The organism is Flavobacterium kayseriense, from assembly GCF_014305095.1.
GTDB lineage: Bacteria > Bacteroidota > Bacteroidia > Flavobacteriales > Flavobacteriaceae > Flavobacterium > Flavobacterium kayseriense.
Genome location: NZ_JACRUI010000007.1, coordinates 1 through 18,699, shown reverse-complemented (window position 1 = coordinate 18,699; position 18,699 = coordinate 1). Strand labels below are relative to the sequence as shown.

Here is an 18,699-nt window from a genome sequence, read left to right as displayed (position 1 = left end):
TCCAGCGTAACATCCTTTTTAAAATGGATTGCAAACAAGAAGTGTATAAAAGTACCACTCCCCTAGCCCTGATAGCAGTGGAAATCCTTTTACGGGAATTCTTTCTCCCATAAAAGATTGAAACGAATAGCAGGAATAAGCTCCTGAAAAAAAACTGAAACAACTTGCTCAGGAGTTTCAGCTTTGTATTTTTATTTAGTTAACGTTTGTAGTGTGTTGTTTTTCTTGTTGCTTTCCCAATAATCGTTGAGTTTCTCCATATCGACGGGATTAGCAGGTGGTTGATTTTGTAAACGACCCGATTCGAAAGCTCTCGCTAGGATAGTTTCTATTAAAAAGTCCTCGTTGGACACAAACGGAGCATATTCAGATTTAAGATTGATATCAAACATACTCGCTGCAGTATTAGACCAAAAAGCTTTCCACCCACTTTTAAGTGTTTTTACTAAGTTAAAGGTAGTGATTCCTGTTTGACGATGAATTAGTTTTACTAAAATACGACCTTGACTACGAGATAATTTTTTCAATTTGGCCTCGAACTCATCATTCAGATATTTTTCGACAATTTTGAAATACTTTTTCTTTTCCCTGTCAGTCGACAACCTATCCATTCCTTTATTTAGTGCCGTAAGTCTTTCGGATGCTAATTTGGCATAAGGATAAGTGCGGAACACTCTATTTTGTAAAATTAAAAACTGCTTTTTAGCCTCGGGATCTAGTTTTTCCTTTGATACCACTATTTCCTCGAGTTGTATGGTATCGTTTAGGACATCATCAGACTCTTTTAACTCATAGCCCATTTGTTTGGGATAAGCGGGGATTTCTTGTGCAATACTAACGAACGGCACAAAACAAAGGAGGATGATAAAATATATAAACTTCATAGGACTTAATTTAATGGTAAAATTATACATTATATATACAACTGTAATACCAAATTTATATTTTAGCAAAAAATATTTATATGAGCACAAAATCGATACTAAAAAAGTCTTCACTTGATTTTTTAGAACAATACTTAAACAATGCTTCGCCGACTGGATTTGAAGCAGAGGGACAAAAAATATGGATGGATTATTTGAAACCATATGTTGATACTTTTATAACGGATACTTACGGCACAGCAGTAGGTGTTATTAATCCAGACGCTCCTTATAAAGTAGTGATTGAGGGACACGCAGACGAAATTTCATGGTATGTAAATTATATTACCGATGAAGGATTGATTTACGTAATTAGAAATGGTGGATCAGATCATCAAATTGCGCCTTCTAAAAGAGTGAACATTCATACTAAAAAAGGAATTGTAAAGGGAGTTTTTGGTTGGCCTGCCATTCATACAAGAACGCGCGATAAGGAAGAAGTACCTAAGCTGAACAATATTTTTATTGATTGTGGTTGTGATAACAAAGCAGAAGTGGAAGCTTTGGGCGTTCATGTAGGTTGTGTGATTACTTATCCAGATACTTTTACAATATTGAACGGAAACAAATTTGTTTGTAGAGCAATCGATAATCGCATGGGTGGCTTTATGATTGCCGAAGTTGCACGCTTGCTGCATGAAAACAAAATCAAACTTCCTTTTGGGTTGTATATTACCAATTCAGTTCAAGAAGAAGTAGGTTTGCGCGGTGCCGAAATGATTACTAAGACTATTAGACCAAACGTAGCAATCGTAACAGATGTTTGTCATGATTCTACAACACCAATGATTGACAAGAAAATTGAGGGAGAAACAAAAATAGGTAAAGGTCCTGTAGTTACTTATGCACCTGCGGTTCAAAATAACTTAAGAGAATTAATTCTAGATACTGCCGAAGCAAACAAAATCCCTTTTCAAAGGTTAGCTTCATCAAGGGTTACCGGAACGGATACAGATGCATTTGCCTACAGTAATGGTGGTGTTGCATCAGCATTAATATCCTTGCCATTGCGATATATGCATACAACCGTTGAGATGGTACATCGCGATGATGTAGAAAATGTTATTAAACTTATCTACGAGACCTTATTGAAACTAGAGAATAATGATGATTTTTCCTATTTTAAATCATAAATTAAGTTTTGATCACGTTGTATAACTATAAAGCACCGTACTTCTATGTTCTATACTTTATCAGACCAGATAAAAGGCATCATGATTTCATGATGCCTTTTATATTTTTATACTTTTACAAATAAATTTACCTTAAGTATTTTTTGTACTTTGGAGCAATAAGTCAAACTACTAATTAATGAAAAGATTTATCCGCCAATTACTTTTAGGAAATGTTTCGAAAATAGGTAAACCTAAATACAATCCTATTCAAAAAAGGGTTCAAAACATAAAAGCAATTTGGAATAATGATCATCAAGACGACAATGGAATTGAAAAAATTGTTAGATTGTTTCTCTCTAGCTCACAACTTTTCTTTCCAGCGGTTTACCTAAAATATCTTGTTTCTAAAAAAGGAAGCGAATATGCTGATCTAACTGTGGATTTTTATGTGATATTAAAAGTAATTTTCCCTTTATTGATAATAACGAACAAATGGCAAGACAGCAGCATTATAATAGGTATTATGGTTTACTTAATGTTAGAAACTATTTTATATATTCCGACCTTAATATTTGCATCCGATTTATTTTCGCAACCTCGCTCTTATAAGAGATCAATGTTATTACTTTTTTTAAACTACTTAGAAATGGTTTTCTCGTTTGCGGTTTTGTACTCCCTTAACACCTATTTCAATAAACCGTTTACGCATTGGTTTGATCCCATCTATTTTAGTACCATCACTGCGTCTACCATTGGATATGGTGATTTTTATCCGGTCGTACCCATGGGAAAATTTTTAGTTAGTGTACAATCCATGCTTGTTTTAATGTATGTTGTTTTATTCTTGAATTTTTTCTCTACTAAAATTAAGGCCAAAGGCTATTTTGATTCTAGTAGCAAAGAGGAGTTATAACATCATTCTAGCTTTTTCTAAATCTTCGGGGGTATCGATCCCGATTCCAACATGAGTAGTTTCGATCATTTTGATGCGCTTACCAAATTCTAAATAACGCAGTTGTTCTAATTTTTCAGATGCTTCTAATGATTTCATTGGTAAACTGTAAAAATCTAGCAAAGCTTGTTTTCTAAAAGCATAAATACCGATATGTTGCATGTAACGGACACCCGCATTTTCTTCTCTTGGATATGGAATTACGGATCGTGAAAAGTACAAAGCAAAATTACTTTGGTCTACAACTACTTTTACATGGTTGGGATTATTGATATCATCCTTATTTGTTATCTCTCTCATCAAAGAAGCTAGATCTACTTTATTATCAACATCTTGTTTGAAGACTTCAATTACTTCTTTCAGTGGTTCGGCATTGATGAAAGGTTCATCCCCTTGCACGTTAACAACCACATCCACATCTAAGTTCACAATTGCTTCAGCGATTCGGTCACTTCCTGATTCATGTTCTTTGATACTCATAATGGCTTTTCCTCCATGAGAAACAATTTCATTAAATATCAAATCAGAATCGGTTACCACAAAAACATCTTGAAATAGATTCGTATTTACTGCAGCTTCGTATGTTTTTAAAATTACGGTTTTTCCTCCAAGGTCTTGCATGAGCTTTGCTGGAAATCGAGTTGAAGCGTAACGAGCGGGAATAACTGCTATAATTTTCATATACTACTTTTGAGTGTAGTACAAAAATAGTATTATTTTGAAATTATCACTTAAGACTTTCTATCTTTAAAGTTTAAAGTTTTAAATTTTACTAAATAGATTGTTTATGAAATCAATTGGATTCATCCTTTTTTTATTTTTAGCTTCGTGTGCTAGCATTAAGATCAAAGATTATAGTGCTGACTACACTCAAGAAGTAGTTGGTAAAATCAAATCAATGGACATTAAAAAATACGAATATAAATTTATCAAAAACGACACAGTCAACCTAGTAAAGACTACAATTGTAAATTTTGATATTAACCAAAAATTAATCAGCGAAAAAATATTTACGGAAAACGGAACTAAAGAATCAAACTTTAAGTACAGTAAGGGCTTTGTTGTAGAAAAGCAAGTGATTTCAGCAAATGACACTGCCGTCATAACTTTCAAATACGACAAGCAAAATAATATCATTGAAGAAAAATCAACCGATAGTAACGGATTATTTAATACTACTACTCAAACTTTTGATAAATACCACAATCCAATTGAAATAAAAAAGAACTTCGCTGACAAAATAAGACATTCGATTTATAATGAATATGATTATAAAAATAAATTCTTAATCAATAAGTACAGTATGGATACTATATTACAAAAGGAAGTAGTGATGAAGAGGTATTTTGATAAAAATGGATATATCTTAAAAAGTCAAAACATGAATGCAACATCAACCTCAAAATACTATAGTCACAAAATTGATAAAAAAGGAAATCTCATTTCAAAAACATTCCACGAAGCCGACGGAACAATTATCGAAGTTGTAAATTTTAAAAACACATATGATAATGTAGGTAATATTAGGATAAGGGAGCGTTTTTTAAACAATAAATTAATTGACAAGACTATTTATGTGAACACTTATTACTAGAACTTCTTATTGGTAAATCTCAAAATAATTTGATTCGAAAACTACAACAGTAATAAGCCTACTAATGAATTCTGCAGCGACGATGATAAAAACAAATACTAATATTATATAATTAGTAACATCACTCCACAAAACTTTCGTCTTTGAAACCTATTAAATACAACTTGTTCTTTGCACGAGTCATTGCAGTATACAACCATCTTATATAATCCCTATCAATCCCGTTAGGTAAATAAGGCTGTTCTATAAAAACGGTATTCCATTGTCCACCTTGAGATTTGTGGCAAGTGATAGCATAAGAAAATTTCACTTGCAAGCCATTGAAATATTCATTTGCTTTTACTTTTTGAAATTGCTTAAATTTTGTTTCTCCTTCATAGTCCTTCAAAACTTCTTGGTACAACCTATTCGATTCTTCAAAGGTCAATGATGGTGATTCACTTTTTATGGTGTCCAATAATAAAACAGTTTCAAACGGTTTTTGTTCTGGATAATCGACCATTCTAATTTTTACATTGGCAAACTTAAAACCATACAATTCTTTAATATTAAAAATCTCTAACACTTCGATGATATCACCATTAGCAATAAAACCGGCATGATCTGATTCCTTCAACCAAAAATAATTATTTTTTACCACCATCAAGAAATCTCCCGTAGACAAATCACTTTCTTTATCTAGGATCTTAGTTCTGATTTGTTCATTGTATTGATTGGCTCTTTTATTAGAACGAACAATAAAAGCGGTGTCTTCAATACTATAATTACTATAGGCACTATTAATTGCATCTTGTATATCGTAACCATCAATTAGCCGAACAATGTCTTTAAATTTTTTTACATCAAACTGAAAATCGGTAATGAAAGAGTCTTTTAATAATTCTCGAAGTTCCGTTGCATTATACAAGATGCCTGAACTCTCTTCTTGACGCATCACTTCATCTAATTCTATAAAATCTACCTCTTTATTGTAGTTCATACTTAAAGTCTGAATATCTAATGCTGGACTAATATCTAGATTCACTGGAGGTAGCTGAGCGGTATCTCCAAGTAATATCATTTTACAGTTAGTACCCGAATAAACGTAGGATATTAAATCATCCAACAAAGAGCCATTGGCATACATTTTAGAATCAGAGTCAACATCTGAAATCATAGATGCTTCATCGACTATAAAAATGGTGTTCTTGTGTTTGTTCTGTTGAAGAGTAAATGAAAGTCCACCTCCGGCATTCTTTTTGGGAAAGTAGATTTTTTTATGAATTGTAAAAGCAGGTTTGGACGAATAGTTAGCAATTACTTTTGCAGCTCTACCCGTAGGTGCAAGCAAAACATATTTTTTATTAATTTCTAGGAGATTATTTACAATGGTAGAAATAACTGTTGTTTTTCCGGTACCTGCATATCCTTTAAGAACAAAAATGGTATCATTTTGATTTTCGGTTAAAAAAATGGCAATTTTCTGAAAAAATATATCTTGGTTATAGGTTGGATTAAACGGAAATTTATTTTTTAAAAGATTGTAAAATGTAGCAGAAATCATAGTTGATAATCCTATTTAAAATGAAATTCAAAGGTACGGTTTACATTTTACAATGATGATTAATAAATTAGTCGTTTTACACTACAAGCATCTAATTAATTCTATAATTTATTTTATATCAGCCAATGGTCACTTAAATGGTCTTACTGCTTTTTAAAGAATTTAAATGTAGATAGGCTTAACCAATTTAAAAATGAAAAAAAATCGTAAGTTTGCTGCTTTAATTTATAAGGCAAAAAACTGCTACAAAGTGCCATTTATGACGATACTAAACACTAATGTTACTGAAAAGTTATACAAAAAACTTTCTATTCAAGTCTCTTTGAATGGTTTATCATTTTGCTGTTTTGATACATTAAACGGAACAATTACGTCCTTTAATGAGTTGCATTTTGACCCCTTTCACAAAGACATTAAAATTGAAGAGTTGTTTGCAAATGCTTTTATAGAAAATAACGAATTGCAAGATAGTTATGATGAAGTGTTGATTATTCATAGTAACAATTTATCTACTTTGGTTCCTACACCTTTATTTGATGAAAACTACCTAGGCAGTTACTTGCAGTACAATACAAAGGTTTTTGAAACTGACTTTTTTGCGTTTGACAACTTACACAATTACGATATCAATACGGTTTATATTCCGTATGTAAATATTAATAATTTTTTTATTGATAAATTTGGAACATTTGATTACAAACATTCTAACAGTATTCTAGTAAATAAATTATTGGATCATTCAAAAAATGGAGAAGAGAAAAAGATGAGTGTTCACTTTAATCAAGATCATTTTGAAATTGTGGTTATCCAAAATAAAAAAATACTTCTGTTTAATTCCTTTGATTATTTAACACCAGAGGACTTTATATATTATGTCTTATTTACCGCTGAACAACTTAATCTAAATCCTGAAAACTTTTCATTAGAATTAATTGGTGCAATAGATCAAGATAGTGACTATTTCAAAATTGCTTATAAATACGTTCGTAATGTTTCACTAATAGATGTGGAAGATTTGCGATGGAACAATTATTTTTCTGAGGCCGAAAACAGAAATCATTTTATACTTTTCAACTCATGAGAATCATTTCAGGAAAATACAAAGGAAGACGCATAAGTCCGCCTAAAGGATTACCAGTTCGCCCCACAACCGATATGTCAAAAGAGGCATTATTTAATGTATTAAACAACCATTTTAGTTTTGATGGTTTAAAAGTTTTAGACCTATTTGCTGGAACAGGAAACATCAGTTACGAATTTGCTTCAAGAGGTAGTTCACCAATAACATCTGTAGATGGGGATTTTGGTTGTGTAAAATTCATTAAGCAAACAGCCGCCGAATACGACTTTCCTATTGCCGCTACAAAAAGCGATGTTTTTAAATTTTTAGAACGAAACAATGCCACATTTGATATTGTTTTTGCTGATCCTCCTTATGGTCTAGATCAAGCTACATTCGAAAGAATAGTATTGCTTATTTTCGAAAAAAACGCACTTAGTCAAGAAGGAATGATGGTTATAGAGCATTCTAAATACACCAAGCTAAATCACATGCCTCATTTTTCTTTTCAAAAAAGTTATGGAGGTTCTATTTTTAGTTTCTTCGAATTTGAATCTGATGATGATAATGAAGACCTGGACTCGGATGAGGACTTAGGTTCAGAGGGCGAAGAAGAATAAAATACAAAAAATCCCTCTTTCGAGGGATTTAATTATTCTCAAATAAATGTTCTGAAATTAAATTGGCAAAACGGTTTTTAATTTTTCAAATACGATATTATAAGTTGGCGTTGGAATCTCATATTTCAAACCTTCATTAATCACAAATTCAGTCAAAGATTCTAGCTCAAATTTACCACCTGCGATAACATCTCTATGCATGGATGAAGTAGCATTTTGAGGTGTTTTTTCTAGTTTCAAAATAGTTTGCATAATAATATCGTTAGGCAGATTCAACCCTTTTACCGCTGCGATCATCGTAATTTCATTTAGTAATTCTACATAAAGGGCTCTACTAGCATCATTAGCAATTATCTGACCTATATTTTGATTTAGATACGAGGTAGCAGATGCTAATGCCGAAATGAAAATAAACTTCTCCCAAACTTTTTCTTCTATCTCATCAACTAGATAACTATCAATTCCAGCATTCGCAAAAATCATTTGTAATTCTTTTAACTTTATCATGGGAGCCGACGGGGAGCCAAAAAATAACTTTTCAAATGTTCCTGTTTTTCTAATAATTCCAGAAGATTCTATCTTTGAAACAATATAAACACATCCTTGCAAAACTTCATGATCAGGATAAAGAGTACTTATTCTTTCGGGTGCATCAACTCCGTTATATAAAGGAAGAATAATGGTGCTTTTTTTAAAACACTTTTCAATCGAAAGCAAGCTCACTTCGATATCATAGGTTTTAGTAGCACAAATGATATAGTCTAATTTACCAATAATTGTAGGATCGTCACAAACTAAATGAGGATGAACAATTGTTTGACCATCATCAGTTTTAATTACCAGTCCATTTGCAAGAATTACTTTTTGAGTTTCCCCTCTCGCGATAAAGATAATTTCAATTTTTTCTGATTCATAATAAGCCTTTGCCAAAAGTCCTCCAAAATACCCTCCTACGCCCCCAAGTCCTAATATCCCAATTCTTGTTTTCATAAATTGCATTGTCATTAAAAAACAAACCATCAAACCGTTCTTTTATAAAGCCAAATGACTCACATAAACTAACTTTTTGATGGTTTACTTATTTACTTGTTCTATCTAAAAGAACAAATTAAAAAAAAACAGACCTATAAGCCGGATTCTGTTAACACTAAAATTCAGTGTTACCTTATCATTTATCTAGACTTACAATTACTCGTAAGCTCAAGCTACCTACCCTTCAGCAACGAACGAGACGCCCTTAAATGCTGATATACTTGGTATTTCACCGCGTAGAGTTTACCTGGTTTCACTACAGCATTACCTGTACATACTTTCTGTTGCACTTGTCCTAATCTAATTAGGAGAAACTCCTAATCAAACTGACGGGTGTTACCCGCTACGCTTCTCTACGGTGTCCGGACTTTCCTCCCTTTTACTACTTAAAGTAAAACGACGATAAGGCGGTCTGCAGTGCAAATTTACATTTTTTAACTAACGAATTCTACATAACTTGCATTAGTTTAACATCTAATTGTAAAAAGTTAATATTAAAATAGTTAACTTTAAATTCAAATATTAAATACAGTCACTATGAGCCAAATATATCATTATGCTACCGTTTCAAAAGCATTAGACGAATTAAATGAAAAAGGATTTACTTTTGATTTTAATTTACATGAAGAAGAGATCTTAAAAAATCCTGAAAATTTCGAAATAAAATACATTTACAGATACGAGGGAAATTCAAATCCTGATGATGAATCTATTGTCTATGGCATTCAGTCAAAATCCGGAAAAAAAGGTGTTTTTGTAGCAGGATTTTCAGCAAATTCTGTAACTGAGGCTACTCAAATACTAATTAACATTACGATCAAAGCGCATAATTCATAAATAAAATAATACTTTTAATCTCCTCTTTGTTTGTATTGAGTTTCTTAAAATGTTTTGATATTTAAATTTTTCATTCATTGAATTAAAAACTATATTTGCTTTCGAATTCAATTATATGGAACAGTTTATAGTATCAGCTCGTAAATATCGTCCTCAAACATTTAATGATGTTGTGGGTCAAAAAGCGATTACAAATACTTTACTTAACGCCATAGATAGCAATCATCTAGCGTCTGCATTACTTTTTACAGGACCTAGAGGAGTGGGAAAAACTACTTGTGCCCGTATTCTAGCTCGTCAAATCAACCAACCTGGATATGACGATCCTACTGAAGATTTTGCATTCAATGTTTTTGAATTAGATGCCGCCTCCAATAATTCAGTTGATGATATTAGAAACTTAATTGACCAAGTGCGCATCCCGCCACAAACTGGTAAATACAAAGTTTATATTATTGACGAGGTACACATGCTATCATCTGCCGCTTTCAATGCATTCTTGAAAACGTTAGAAGAGCCACCAAAGCATGCCATATTTATACTCGCAACTACTGAGAAGCATAAAATCATTCCAACAATTTTGTCTCGTTGTCAAATATTTGATTTTAAAAGAATTACCGTAAAAGACGCGAAGGAACATTTAGCCGAAGTTGCTTTGAATCAAGGCATCGAATTTGAAGATGATGCATTGCATATCATTGCTCAAAAAGCTGATGGTGCTATGCGAGATGCCTTGTCTATTTTTGACAGAGTAGTATCCTATTGTGGAAAAAATTTAACACGTCAAGCAGTAACAGAAAACTTGAACGTGCTGGATTATGAAACTTATATTAATGTTACTGATCTTATTTTAGAAAATAAAATTCCTGATTTACTTTTATCTTTTAATGATATATTAGCTAAAGGATTTGATGCACATCATTTTGTTTCTGGGTTAGCCTCTCACTTTAGAGATCTATTGGTGAGTAAAACTCCATCAACCTTGAGTCTATTAGAAGTAGGTGAACAGGCACAAAAAATGTATGGCTTACAAGCTCAAAAATGTGATCAAGATTTTCTATTAAAAGGAATAGCAATAGCAAACGACTGTGATTTAAAGTATAAATTAAGTCAAAACCAGCGCTTACTTGTTGAACTTTGTTTAATGCAGCTTGCCTCTATCAATTATGATGGAGAAAAAAAAAAGCTGAGTCCTTTATAATTCCGCCAACGTACTTTAGAAAAAAAGAATATTCAATAGTAAGTGAAATAAAGCCTTTAGTACAATCAAATACTAATGTAACAACTGCTATAGTGTCTTCAGATAAGACTATAGAAAGTAAGATAGCTGCTGAAACAATTACTCCTCAACTTACAAAACCAGAGTACAATGGTCCAAAATACTCTGCATTATCATTGTCTAGTATTAGAGCAAAAAAGGCATTAGAAGAAAGTAGCAAAACAATTGTAAAAGAAACCACTCATTTACCTACAGAAGAATTTACTGAAACAGAAATGTTATTACATTGGACAAAGTATGCTAAAAGATTAGGGGACAAAGGATTTAAAATCATGGAGTCTTTATTACTTATAAACGATCCTGTACTATCTGAAACTGAAATAAGTATTGAATTACCAAATGAGGGCTCTAAATTAGATTTTGAAAAAGAAATTAATGGCCTTTTAGGCTACTTGAGAGGTCATTTACACAATCACAACATCACAATAGAAGTTATAGTTAATGAAGCTGTTACCAACAGGAAGAGCTTTAATGATCAAGATAGATACAACCGTTTACATGAAATAAATCCAAATATTGAGCTATTGCGCACAACATTTGGATTAGACTTAAATGCTTAAAAAGCAAAATTTAGTATATTTTTTAGAAAAATAGCTCAATTTACGACCTTATATTTTCCCATAGTACATGGCTTTTACTATACCATCTGATAGACCTATTTTTGGTACATATATTTGTCTTGCACCACTCCATTTCATAGCATTTAGATAGATTCGAACAGCAGGAATAATTACATCTGCACGATCAGGGTTCAAACCTAATTCGGATATTCTTTGTTCGTAAGACAAAGAGTTTAAAAAAGCGTATTGCGAGTTGACATAAATATAGGAAAGCGGTTTTTCTTGCATTTTCCCAGACATTTTGAACAACTTATTGATATTTCCTCCTGATCCAATTATAGAAAGTTCTTCAATATCGGCAGTATTTGTTTTAATCCATTTTTCAATTTCTTCCCAAACGATATCGCATACCATGTTATTAAGCAAACGAACCGTACCTGCTTTAAAAGATCTAGAGTTAACTAATTTTCCATTCGAAAACAATGTAAACTCTGTACTTCCTCCTCCCACATCAACAAAAAGATAGGTTTCATCCTCTTTTAATAGATGACTTAATTCAGTTGACGCAATGATAGCAGCCTCTTTCTTGCCATCAATAATTTCAATTTTTATATTTGCTTTTTCTTGAATAAGATCCACCACTTCCTTACCATTATAGGCCTCACGCATAGCAGATGTAGCGTAAGCTCGATAATCTTCTACTTTATGAACCTTCATCAATAAATTGAAAGCGGTCATAGCATCACTCATTCTATCTATATTCTCAGGCGATATTTCACCTACAGTAAACGCATCTTGTCCCAGCCTTATAGGAACTCTTACCAAGGAATTTTTATTAAATTGAGTTTCCCTACCTTCTTGCTCCACGATGTTAACGACTAATAACCTCATGGCATTAGATCCTATATCAATAGCAGCATATTTTTTTATTTTAATCATATTTATGTCTTTTGACCTTTTCTAAGCGTAATTTACTTTGCTTTAATTAAGGTTTAGATTAGGTCATCATGCGAAAGATTATTTTTTTCTTGATAATACTTATATGTCTCTAACTGAGCTCTAAAGACCTTATCTCCATTGGCATCCCTATATTTATTATCAAGAGCTGCTGAATGGTAACGGGCCTTTACATTACCTTTCCAACCTAAATCAAAATTATCAATAAGTTCTTTTTTAATCTCTTGATCATAAATGGGACACGTGACTTCAACTCTTCCATCAAGGTTTCGTGTCATAAAATCTGCAGAGGAAATGAATACTTCCGTCTGACCCCCATTACCGAAAATATAGATTCTAGAATGCTCCAAATAATTATCAACAATACTTATCGCTTCAATGTTTGCGCTCATTCCTTTCACTCCAGGGATTAAGGAACATATCCCACGCACTTCTAGCTGAATCTTCACACCTGCATTGCTTGCCTCATACAATTTATCAATCATCCCAAAATCAGACAAACTATTCATTTTCAATTTAATATATGCCTTCCTACCGGCAAGGGCATGTAATATTTCTCTATCTATCAATTTGTAAAATCTAGAACGTGTATAATGTGGAGAAACAATTAGATGTTTGTAACGATGCACTCTATAATTGATATTAAAAAATTCAAAAATCTTAGTAATATCTTTTAAAATTTGCTGATGACTTGTAAAAAGCGTGACATCTGTATAAATTTTAGCTGTTGCTTCATTGAAATTTCCAGTCGAAATAAAGCCATATCTTTTTGTTTTACCTTCCTCATTTCTCTCAATTACACATATTTTACTATGCACTTTTAAGCCCTTAATTCCAAAAATTAAATTTATACCCTCTGTCTGCATTTGTTCTGCATAGGAAATATTAGAGGCTTCGTCAAAACGTGCTTGCAATTCAATTTGTACAGTTACTTTTTTACCATTTTTTGCAGCATTGATCAGCGAGCTTATAATTTGAGAATTTTTTGCTAAGCGATAAAGAGTTATGCTGATTGTGGTTACTTTAGGATCTAATGCAGCCTCCCTCAAAAATTTAGTTAAATAACTAAAGGACTGATAGGGAGCATTAAGTAAGTAATCTTTTTTGCTAATTTTCTCAAGTATACTACCCTCAAGATCTAAACCTGGAATAGGTAAAGAAATATTCTTTTTATACAATAAATCATACCTGCCTAAGTTAGGAAAATCCATATAATCTCGCCTATTATGGTACCTACCTCCAGGAATAATGCTATCTGTAGATACAATTTTCATTTTCTCAAGAAAAAATGCTAATGTATCAGCCTCAATTAATTGATCATAAATAAAACGAACAGGCTCTCCTACTCTTCTTTCTTTTACACTCGATGAAATCTTCTCCAGCATGCTCTTACTTAAATCACTATCAATATCTAATTGAGCATCTCTACTTATTTTCATCATGTGGGCACTTACGCTTTCATAATCAAAAATATTAAAAATTCCTTCGAGATTATGTCTAATGACGTCATCTATTAAAATTACATATTGTTTGTGATCTGACGAAGGTAAAACAACAAATCGGTTCATTGTTTTAGGAATTTCAATAATAGCGTAGCGTACTTCAGCCTCTTTTTTCATTACTAATTTTACCGCTAAATACCCTATATTATCTCTTAACAAAGGAAACTCGGCAAGATCATTCAAAATGATAGTTACTAATTCAGGACTCAATTTTTGAATAAAAAAGTCTTTTAAAAATATTTCTTGCTCCTGCGAAATTTCATTTTCATTAATGATGAAAATATTTTCTGTTTCTAACTTGTTTTCTATTTCTTTCAGAATTAATAGACTTTCAGTTTGATGTTCAATAACAATTTCAGTGATATCCTTCACTAATTGTTGAGCAGAAATTCCACCAAGAATCTTCTCACCTGTTTTACCCGAAAGGCTTAGCCTTCGTATGGCGGCAAAACGAACTCTAAAAAATTCATCTAAATTGTTCGAAAATATTCCTAAAAATCGTAATCTATCTAATAGTGGTACGGAATCATCAGCTGCTTCTTGAAGAACTCTTGCGTTAAATGCTAACCAACTTTTTTCTCTATCAATGTATTTTTTTTGTGGCACTGGGGTAATTATTTTAAGTCTTTTGGTATTACTATTTTTTTTGTTTTTCCATCTTGAATTTTAGTCCAGCAATCGGTATCGAAAGACATCGATACGAATCCGGATGTGGGAACATTATCAATTGAAATATCCCCAAATTTATTAACAAAATTTGTAATTGCTGCATTATGACCGAAAAGAATAAGACTTTCATATTCTTTATTAATGCTTTTAATACTTTTTTCTAACTGATCAACATCAAATGTGTAAAGAGAATTAGAAAATATAATACTTTCTACAGGAAAATTAATGTTTTGAGCAAATATCAAAGCAGTATCAGCGGCCCTCTTAGCCGCACTACTCCAAATTACATAAGTTTTTGGCAAATATTCTGTTATATGGGAGGAAACTAAATGAGCATCATTCACTCCACATTGTTTTAGAGGGCGGTCAATATCTTTGACAGGACAATCCCAATTAGACTTAGCATGACGTATTAAAATTAAATTTTTCATGAGTCAGAAATTTTACTTTTTTTATAAATAATAATATTAGACAATTTACAAAACTGCTAATAAATATACGTTTATAAATCTACTAATTTTAAAATTTAGATTAAAGAAATAATTGACTCACAAAACGTAATCAAAAAAAAAATAATCTACTTTCTTACAAAAAAAAACATATAAAAAATCAACATATTTATAATGTAATACTTACAAAATATCACTTTATCGGACTTTTATGCGTTTAATCGGTATTATTATTGTGTAAATAGTATCTAATATATATATTTGAAATGCGATTTAGACTATTAAATTAACATAATAATACAAAGCAAAGATTTGAAAGTGCAATTTTATGTATGATTGTGCAGATTTTATAATAAAAAACAATCACTTAAACGACTATTTAGGTTATTTACGGATAAAAAAAAACTAAAAAAAAGTATTTGTATACATTTGTTAGTGAATCGTAGAAGATTTACTTCTTAAGATCATTGAAGAGAAGCAGGAATTAATGAACATTTAAGCAATCATGAAGCTAATATGACTAAAATTTCGACCAATTATAAAGAAAGACTTCTTTCGAGAAGGAAAAAAAAATTAAACGTCTCTTATAGAGTTATAAAAATAAAACCAAATTACAATTGAACTCGTATTTACTGCTGGCAGATGTTAGTGATTAAAAAACACTGTTATTTGACAACAAATTAACTGTTTAAAACAGCTTTTAAAGTTTATTTTAGACTATTATCGAGCCATAGTACAATTTTTACATTAAGAAATACAATTATCACATGCTGAAAACTACTCTAAAAAATCTCAAATTAGGAAAATCATTATTTTTCATTCTGAGTCTGTTAGTTACATTTAATTCGTACGCTCAAACACCAATTTTTAACACTCCTGTTTTACAATCCGGAACAGACAAAGCTATTGGTGCTAAGTACATTTACACAAATGTTACTACCGTTGATGGTACAGCCGTTGACGCTATAGTTACTCTAGTCGATATTGTTAACGCTACGATCGTAGATGTTGATAATGCCAACAATGGTGGTGGTAGTTTACGAAACCGTTTTCAACCTGTAATTAGCAGTACTGTAAGGGGTGGCTATGTAGAATTTTCATTTGAATTCTATAAGGCTGGAACTTTTGGAACAGCTCAGCAATTGCAGATTAATTTGAATTCCTTTGTTATGGAAGTTCTTGATCTTGATGGAGGAGAATTTTATGATATAATAATTCCTGCCGGAGGAAGTTATGCTCTAGAAACTCCAACTTCTATAACTGTTTCTGACCGTGCACCATTTACAAGATTCCAAGGTTCAAATATATCAGTTGATCCAATAAGTATTTTAAATACTTCATACATTGCTTCTGTTAGTTTTGGAAGTTTATCATCTGTTTCTTTTAGGTTGGGTAGCAACTTTTCACTTTCTCAAAGACAAAGTTCAATTAGTTTTGGTGAAGTTGTTTACAATGTTCCGAAAGCTCCTGTGGCAAATAATGATTCAAGTTTATGTAGAGTTTATGGCACTGTTAGCTTAGATGTTACTTCAAATGATACGGATCCTAATCAAAATATTAATAAAGCTACAGTAGATCTTAATCCATCTCAGGCTCTAAGACAAACTACTTTTACAACTGCTGGACAAGGAACTTGGACTGTTACTGACAGCGGTATCGTTACATTCACACCCTTATCGACCTTTAAAGGTGATCCGACACCAATAAGTTATACAATATCTGATAGCACACTTTTAACTTCAAATACAGCTACAATAACAATTACATATGCACCAGCAACCCCAACTGCGACTGCAACGTTGCAACCTACTTGTGCTGTAGAAACAGGAACTATAACTGTAACAGCTCCAACTGGAACAGGTTTAACGTACAGTATAGATGGTTCTAATTATCAAAATACCAGTGGAGTTTTCACTGGAGTACGCGCAGGAACATATTCAGTAACAGCGAAGTCGATTACTGGCTGTGTCTCACCTGCAACAACTGTAGTAATTAATTCTCAACCTGCTTCAAATTTAGCCTTAAGTAGCTCATCTAAGTCAGATGTTTCTTGTTTTGGCACTAGTACAGGTTCAGTGACTGCAGGTACAGTGACAGGATCTTTTGGAACAGTTACTTATTCATGGAAAAATGCATCGAACACAGTAGTTGGTACAACAGCTACCGTATCAAATTTGCCTGCCGGAACCTATACTTTAACTGTGACTGATAGTTGTTCTACGAAAACAAATTCTGTTACTGTAGGACAACCTACTGCTGCTTTGGCATTAGCTAATTCAACTAAAACAGATGCTTCTTGTTTTGGAACAAGTACGGGATCAGTAGCTGCAGGAACGGTTACAGGAGCTGTAGGAACAGTTACTTATTCATGGAAAAATGAATCGAACACAGTAGTTGGTACAACAGCTACCGTATCAAATTTGCCTGCCGGAACCTATACTTTAACTGTGACTGATAGTTGTTCTACGAAAACAAATTCTGTTACTGTAGGACAACCTACTGCTGCTTTGTCATTAGCTAATTCAACTAAAACAGATGCTTCTTGTTTTGGAACAAGTACGGGATCAGTAGCTGCAGGAACGGTTACAGGAGCTGTAGGAACAGTTACTTATTCATGGAAAAATGAATCGAACACAGTAGTTGGTACAACAGCTACCGTATCAAATTTGCCTGCCGGAACTTATACTTTAACTGTGACTGATAGTTGTTCTACGAAAACAAATTCTGTTACTGTAGGACAACCTACTGCTGCTTTGGCATTAGCTAATTCAACTAAAACAGATGCTTCTTGTTTTGGAACAAGTACGGGATCAGTAGCTGCAGGAACGGTTACAGGAGCTGTAGGAACAATTACTTATTCATGGAAAAATGCATCGAACACAGTAGTTGGTACAACAGCTACTGTATCAAATTTGCCTGCCGGAACTTATACTTTAACTGTGACTGATAGTTGTTCTACGAAAACAAATTATGTTACTGTAGGGCAACCTACTGCTGCTTTGGCATTAGCTAATTCAACTAAAACAGATGCTTCTTGTTTTGGAACAAGTACGGGATCAGTAGCTGCAGGAACGGTTACAGGAGCTGTAGGAACAATTACTTATTCATGGAAAAATGCATCGAACACAGTAGTTGGTACAACAGCTACTGTATCAAATTTGCCTGCCGGAACCTATACTTTAACTGTAACTGATAGCTGTTCTACGAAAACAAATTCTGTTACTGTAGGACAACCTACTGCTGCTATAACTGCATCTTCAGTTATAGTGGACAACAGTAATTGTGTTAGTTGTTCTGCTGGTTCTATTAATCTTACCGTTTCGGGTGGAACCTCACCTTATACCTACTCATGGACAAATGGAGCAACAACAGAAGATCTTTCTAATCTTACAAAAGGATCTTACACTGTTGAAATTACAGATAAGAATGGCTGTAAAGTAAATTACACTTATACAATTACTGATTCTAATATTGCTCTTGTGAAAACAGCTGCAGTAGGTGGAACTGGAAAACTAGGTGATGTAATTACTTATACTTTTGCAGTAACCAATACAGGAAACACTACCCTTACGAATGTAATCGTAACGGATCCGATGACTGGTTTAAC

At 32.6% G+C, this 18,699-nt stretch carries 16 protein-coding genes and 1 other RNA gene; 9 read left to right on the top strand and 8 right to left on the bottom strand.

What is annotated here, in order from left to right:
* Positions 1-191 precede the first annotated feature (191 nt).
* Positions 192-884, bottom strand: a complete 693-nt coding sequence (locus H8R22_RS15520) for a DUF4294 domain-containing protein (protein ID WP_187011305.1) — start codon at positions 882-884, stop codon at positions 192-194.
* Between the two features lie 80 nt (positions 885-964).
* Here H8R22_RS15520 and H8R22_RS15515 point away from each other — a divergent pair, with 80 nt between their 5' ends.
* Both H8R22_RS15515 and H8R22_RS15510 read left to right on the top strand, forming a co-directional pair.
* The gene (locus H8R22_RS15515; protein ID WP_187011306.1) at positions 965-2,056 is read left to right on the top strand and encodes a M42 family metallopeptidase; all 1,092 of its coding nucleotides are present in this window, start codon (positions 965-967) and stop codon (positions 2,054-2,056) included.
* Between the two features lie 178 nt (positions 2,057-2,234).
* A complete protein-coding gene (locus H8R22_RS15510) occupies positions 2,235-2,951 on the top strand; it encodes a potassium channel family protein (RefSeq protein WP_187011307.1) in 717 nt (238 codons plus the stop codon).
* Here H8R22_RS15510 and kdsB read toward each other — a convergent pair.
* On the bottom strand, positions 2,946-3,671 hold the full coding sequence (gene kdsB, locus H8R22_RS15505; protein WP_187011308.1) for a 3-deoxy-manno-octulosonate cytidylyltransferase: 726 nt from the start codon (positions 3,669-3,671) through the stop codon (positions 2,946-2,948). The genes H8R22_RS15510 and kdsB overlap by 6 nt on opposite strands.
* A gap of 106 nt (positions 3,672-3,777) precedes the next feature.
* Here kdsB and H8R22_RS15500 point away from each other — a divergent pair, with 106 nt between their 5' ends.
* Positions 3,778-4,584, top strand: a complete 807-nt coding sequence (locus H8R22_RS15500) for a hypothetical protein (RefSeq protein ID WP_187011309.1) — start codon at positions 3,778-3,780, stop codon at positions 4,582-4,584.
* A gap of 121 nt (positions 4,585-4,705) precedes the next feature.
* Here the strand turns inward: H8R22_RS15500 and H8R22_RS15495 are convergent, their stop codons facing one another.
* A complete protein-coding gene (locus H8R22_RS15495) occupies positions 4,706-6,127 on the bottom strand; it encodes an ATP-dependent DNA helicase (RefSeq protein ID WP_187011310.1) in 1,422 nt (473 codons plus the stop codon).
* A 193-nt stretch (positions 6,128-6,320) separates the two neighbouring features.
* Here H8R22_RS15495 and H8R22_RS15490 point away from each other — a divergent pair, with 193 nt between their 5' ends.
* Positions 6,321-7,208, top strand: coding sequence for a DUF3822 family protein (locus H8R22_RS15490; protein ID WP_225876042.1), 888 nt, complete (start codon positions 6,321-6,323; stop codon positions 7,206-7,208).
* Positions 7,205-7,807 (top strand): RsmD family RNA methyltransferase, encoded by a 603-nt coding sequence (locus H8R22_RS15485; protein ID WP_187011311.1) that lies wholly within the window; start codon positions 7,205-7,207, stop codon positions 7,805-7,807. The genes H8R22_RS15490 and H8R22_RS15485 overlap by 4 nt, the downstream gene beginning before the upstream one ends.
* A 57-nt stretch (positions 7,808-7,864) precedes the next feature.
* Here the strand turns inward: H8R22_RS15485 and H8R22_RS15480 are convergent, their stop codons facing one another.
* Together H8R22_RS15480 and rnpB are read right to left on the bottom strand one after the other, a co-directional pair.
* Positions 7,865-8,797 carry a ketopantoate reductase family protein gene (locus H8R22_RS15480; RefSeq protein ID WP_187011312.1) on the bottom strand — a complete coding sequence of 311 codons (933 nt, stop codon included), beginning with the start codon at positions 8,795-8,797 and terminating at the stop codon, positions 7,865-7,867.
* Between the two features lie 121 nt (positions 8,798-8,918).
* Positions 8,919-9,258: RNase P RNA component class A (gene rnpB, locus H8R22_RS15475), an RNA gene on the bottom strand.
* A 118-nt stretch (positions 9,259-9,376) separates the two neighbouring features.
* Between rnpB and H8R22_RS15470 the strand changes: the two genes are divergently transcribed.
* The 3 genes from H8R22_RS15470 to H8R22_RS15460 all read left to right on the top strand — a co-directional run bounded on the left by H8R22_RS15470 (position 9,377) and on the right by H8R22_RS15460 (position 11,515).
* A complete protein-coding gene (locus tag H8R22_RS15470) occupies positions 9,377-9,676 on the top strand; it encodes a hypothetical protein (protein WP_187011313.1) in 300 nt (99 codons plus the stop codon).
* 115 nt (positions 9,677-9,791) lie between these two features.
* Positions 9,792-10,877, top strand: coding sequence for a DNA polymerase III subunit gamma/tau (gene dnaX, locus H8R22_RS15465; RefSeq protein ID WP_187011314.1), 1,086 nt, complete (start codon positions 9,792-9,794; stop codon positions 10,875-10,877).
* Positions 10,878-10,969: 92 nt separating this feature from the next.
* The gene (locus H8R22_RS15460; RefSeq protein WP_317171774.1) at positions 10,970-11,515 is read left to right on the top strand and encodes a DNA polymerase III subunit gamma/tau; all 546 of its coding nucleotides are present in this window, start codon (positions 10,970-10,972) and stop codon (positions 11,513-11,515) included.
* A 48-nt stretch (positions 11,516-11,563) separates the two neighbouring features.
* Here H8R22_RS15460 and H8R22_RS15455 read toward each other — a convergent pair whose 3' ends face one another.
* From H8R22_RS15455 to H8R22_RS15445, 3 genes are read right to left on the bottom strand one after another with little or no spacing between them, the layout of a single operon-like run.
* Positions 11,564-12,454 (bottom strand): Ppx/GppA phosphatase family protein, encoded by an 891-nt coding sequence (locus H8R22_RS15455; RefSeq protein ID WP_187011315.1) that lies wholly within the window; start codon positions 12,452-12,454, stop codon positions 11,564-11,566.
* Positions 12,455-12,507: 53 nt separating this feature from the next.
* A complete protein-coding gene (gene ppk1, locus H8R22_RS15450) occupies positions 12,508-14,580 on the bottom strand; it encodes a polyphosphate kinase 1 (RefSeq protein ID WP_187011316.1) in 2,073 nt (690 codons plus the stop codon).
* 8 nt (positions 14,581-14,588) lie between these two features.
* The gene (locus tag H8R22_RS15445) at positions 14,589-15,074 is read right to left on the bottom strand and encodes a SixA phosphatase family protein (RefSeq protein WP_187011317.1); all 486 of its coding nucleotides are present in this window, start codon (positions 15,072-15,074) and stop codon (positions 14,589-14,591) included.
* 785 nt (positions 15,075-15,859) lie between these two features.
* On the opposite strand from H8R22_RS15445, the gene H8R22_RS15440 reads away from it, so the two are divergent.
* Positions 15,860-18,699 (top strand): beta strand repeat-containing protein (locus H8R22_RS15440; protein ID WP_222616948.1); only part of this gene is annotated, 2,840 nt, incomplete at its 3' end.

Coding starts and splice junctions, on each gene's coding strand:
- H8R22_RS15470 (WP_187011313.1), top strand. CDS start 9,377: ATGAGCCAAATATATCATTATGCTACCGTTTCAAAAGCATTAGACGAA.
- kdsB (WP_187011308.1), bottom strand. CDS start 3,671: ATGAAAATTATAGCAGTTATTCCCGCTCGTTACGCTTCAACTCGATTT.
- H8R22_RS15445 (WP_187011317.1), bottom strand. CDS start 15,074: ATGAAAAATTTAATTTTAATACGTCATGCTAAGTCTAATTGGGATTGT.
- H8R22_RS15455 (WP_187011315.1), bottom strand. CDS start 12,454: ATGATTAAAATAAAAAAATATGCTGCTATTGATATAGGATCTAATGCC.
- dnaX (WP_187011314.1), top strand. CDS start 9,792: ATGGAACAGTTTATAGTATCAGCTCGTAAATATCGTCCTCAAACATTT.
- H8R22_RS15515 (WP_187011306.1), top strand. CDS start 965: ATGAGCACAAAATCGATACTAAAAAAGTCTTCACTTGATTTTTTAGAA.
- H8R22_RS15495 (WP_187011310.1), bottom strand. CDS start 6,127: ATGATTTCTGCTACATTTTACAATCTTTTAAAAAATAAATTTCCGTTT.
- H8R22_RS15480 (WP_187011312.1), bottom strand. CDS start 8,797: ATGAAAACAAGAATTGGGATATTAGGACTTGGGGGCGTAGGAGGGTAT.
- H8R22_RS15520 (WP_187011305.1), bottom strand. CDS start 884: ATGAAGTTTATATATTTTATCATCCTCCTTTGTTTTGTGCCGTTCGTT.
- H8R22_RS15510 (WP_187011307.1), top strand. CDS start 2,235: ATGAAAAGATTTATCCGCCAATTACTTTTAGGAAATGTTTCGAAAATA.
- H8R22_RS15485 (WP_187011311.1), top strand. CDS start 7,205: ATGAGAATCATTTCAGGAAAATACAAAGGAAGACGCATAAGTCCGCCT.
- H8R22_RS15490 (WP_225876042.1), top strand. CDS start 6,321: ATGAAAAAAAATCGTAAGTTTGCTGCTTTAATTTATAAGGCAAAAAAC.
- H8R22_RS15500 (WP_187011309.1), top strand. CDS start 3,778: ATGAAATCAATTGGATTCATCCTTTTTTTATTTTTAGCTTCGTGTGCT.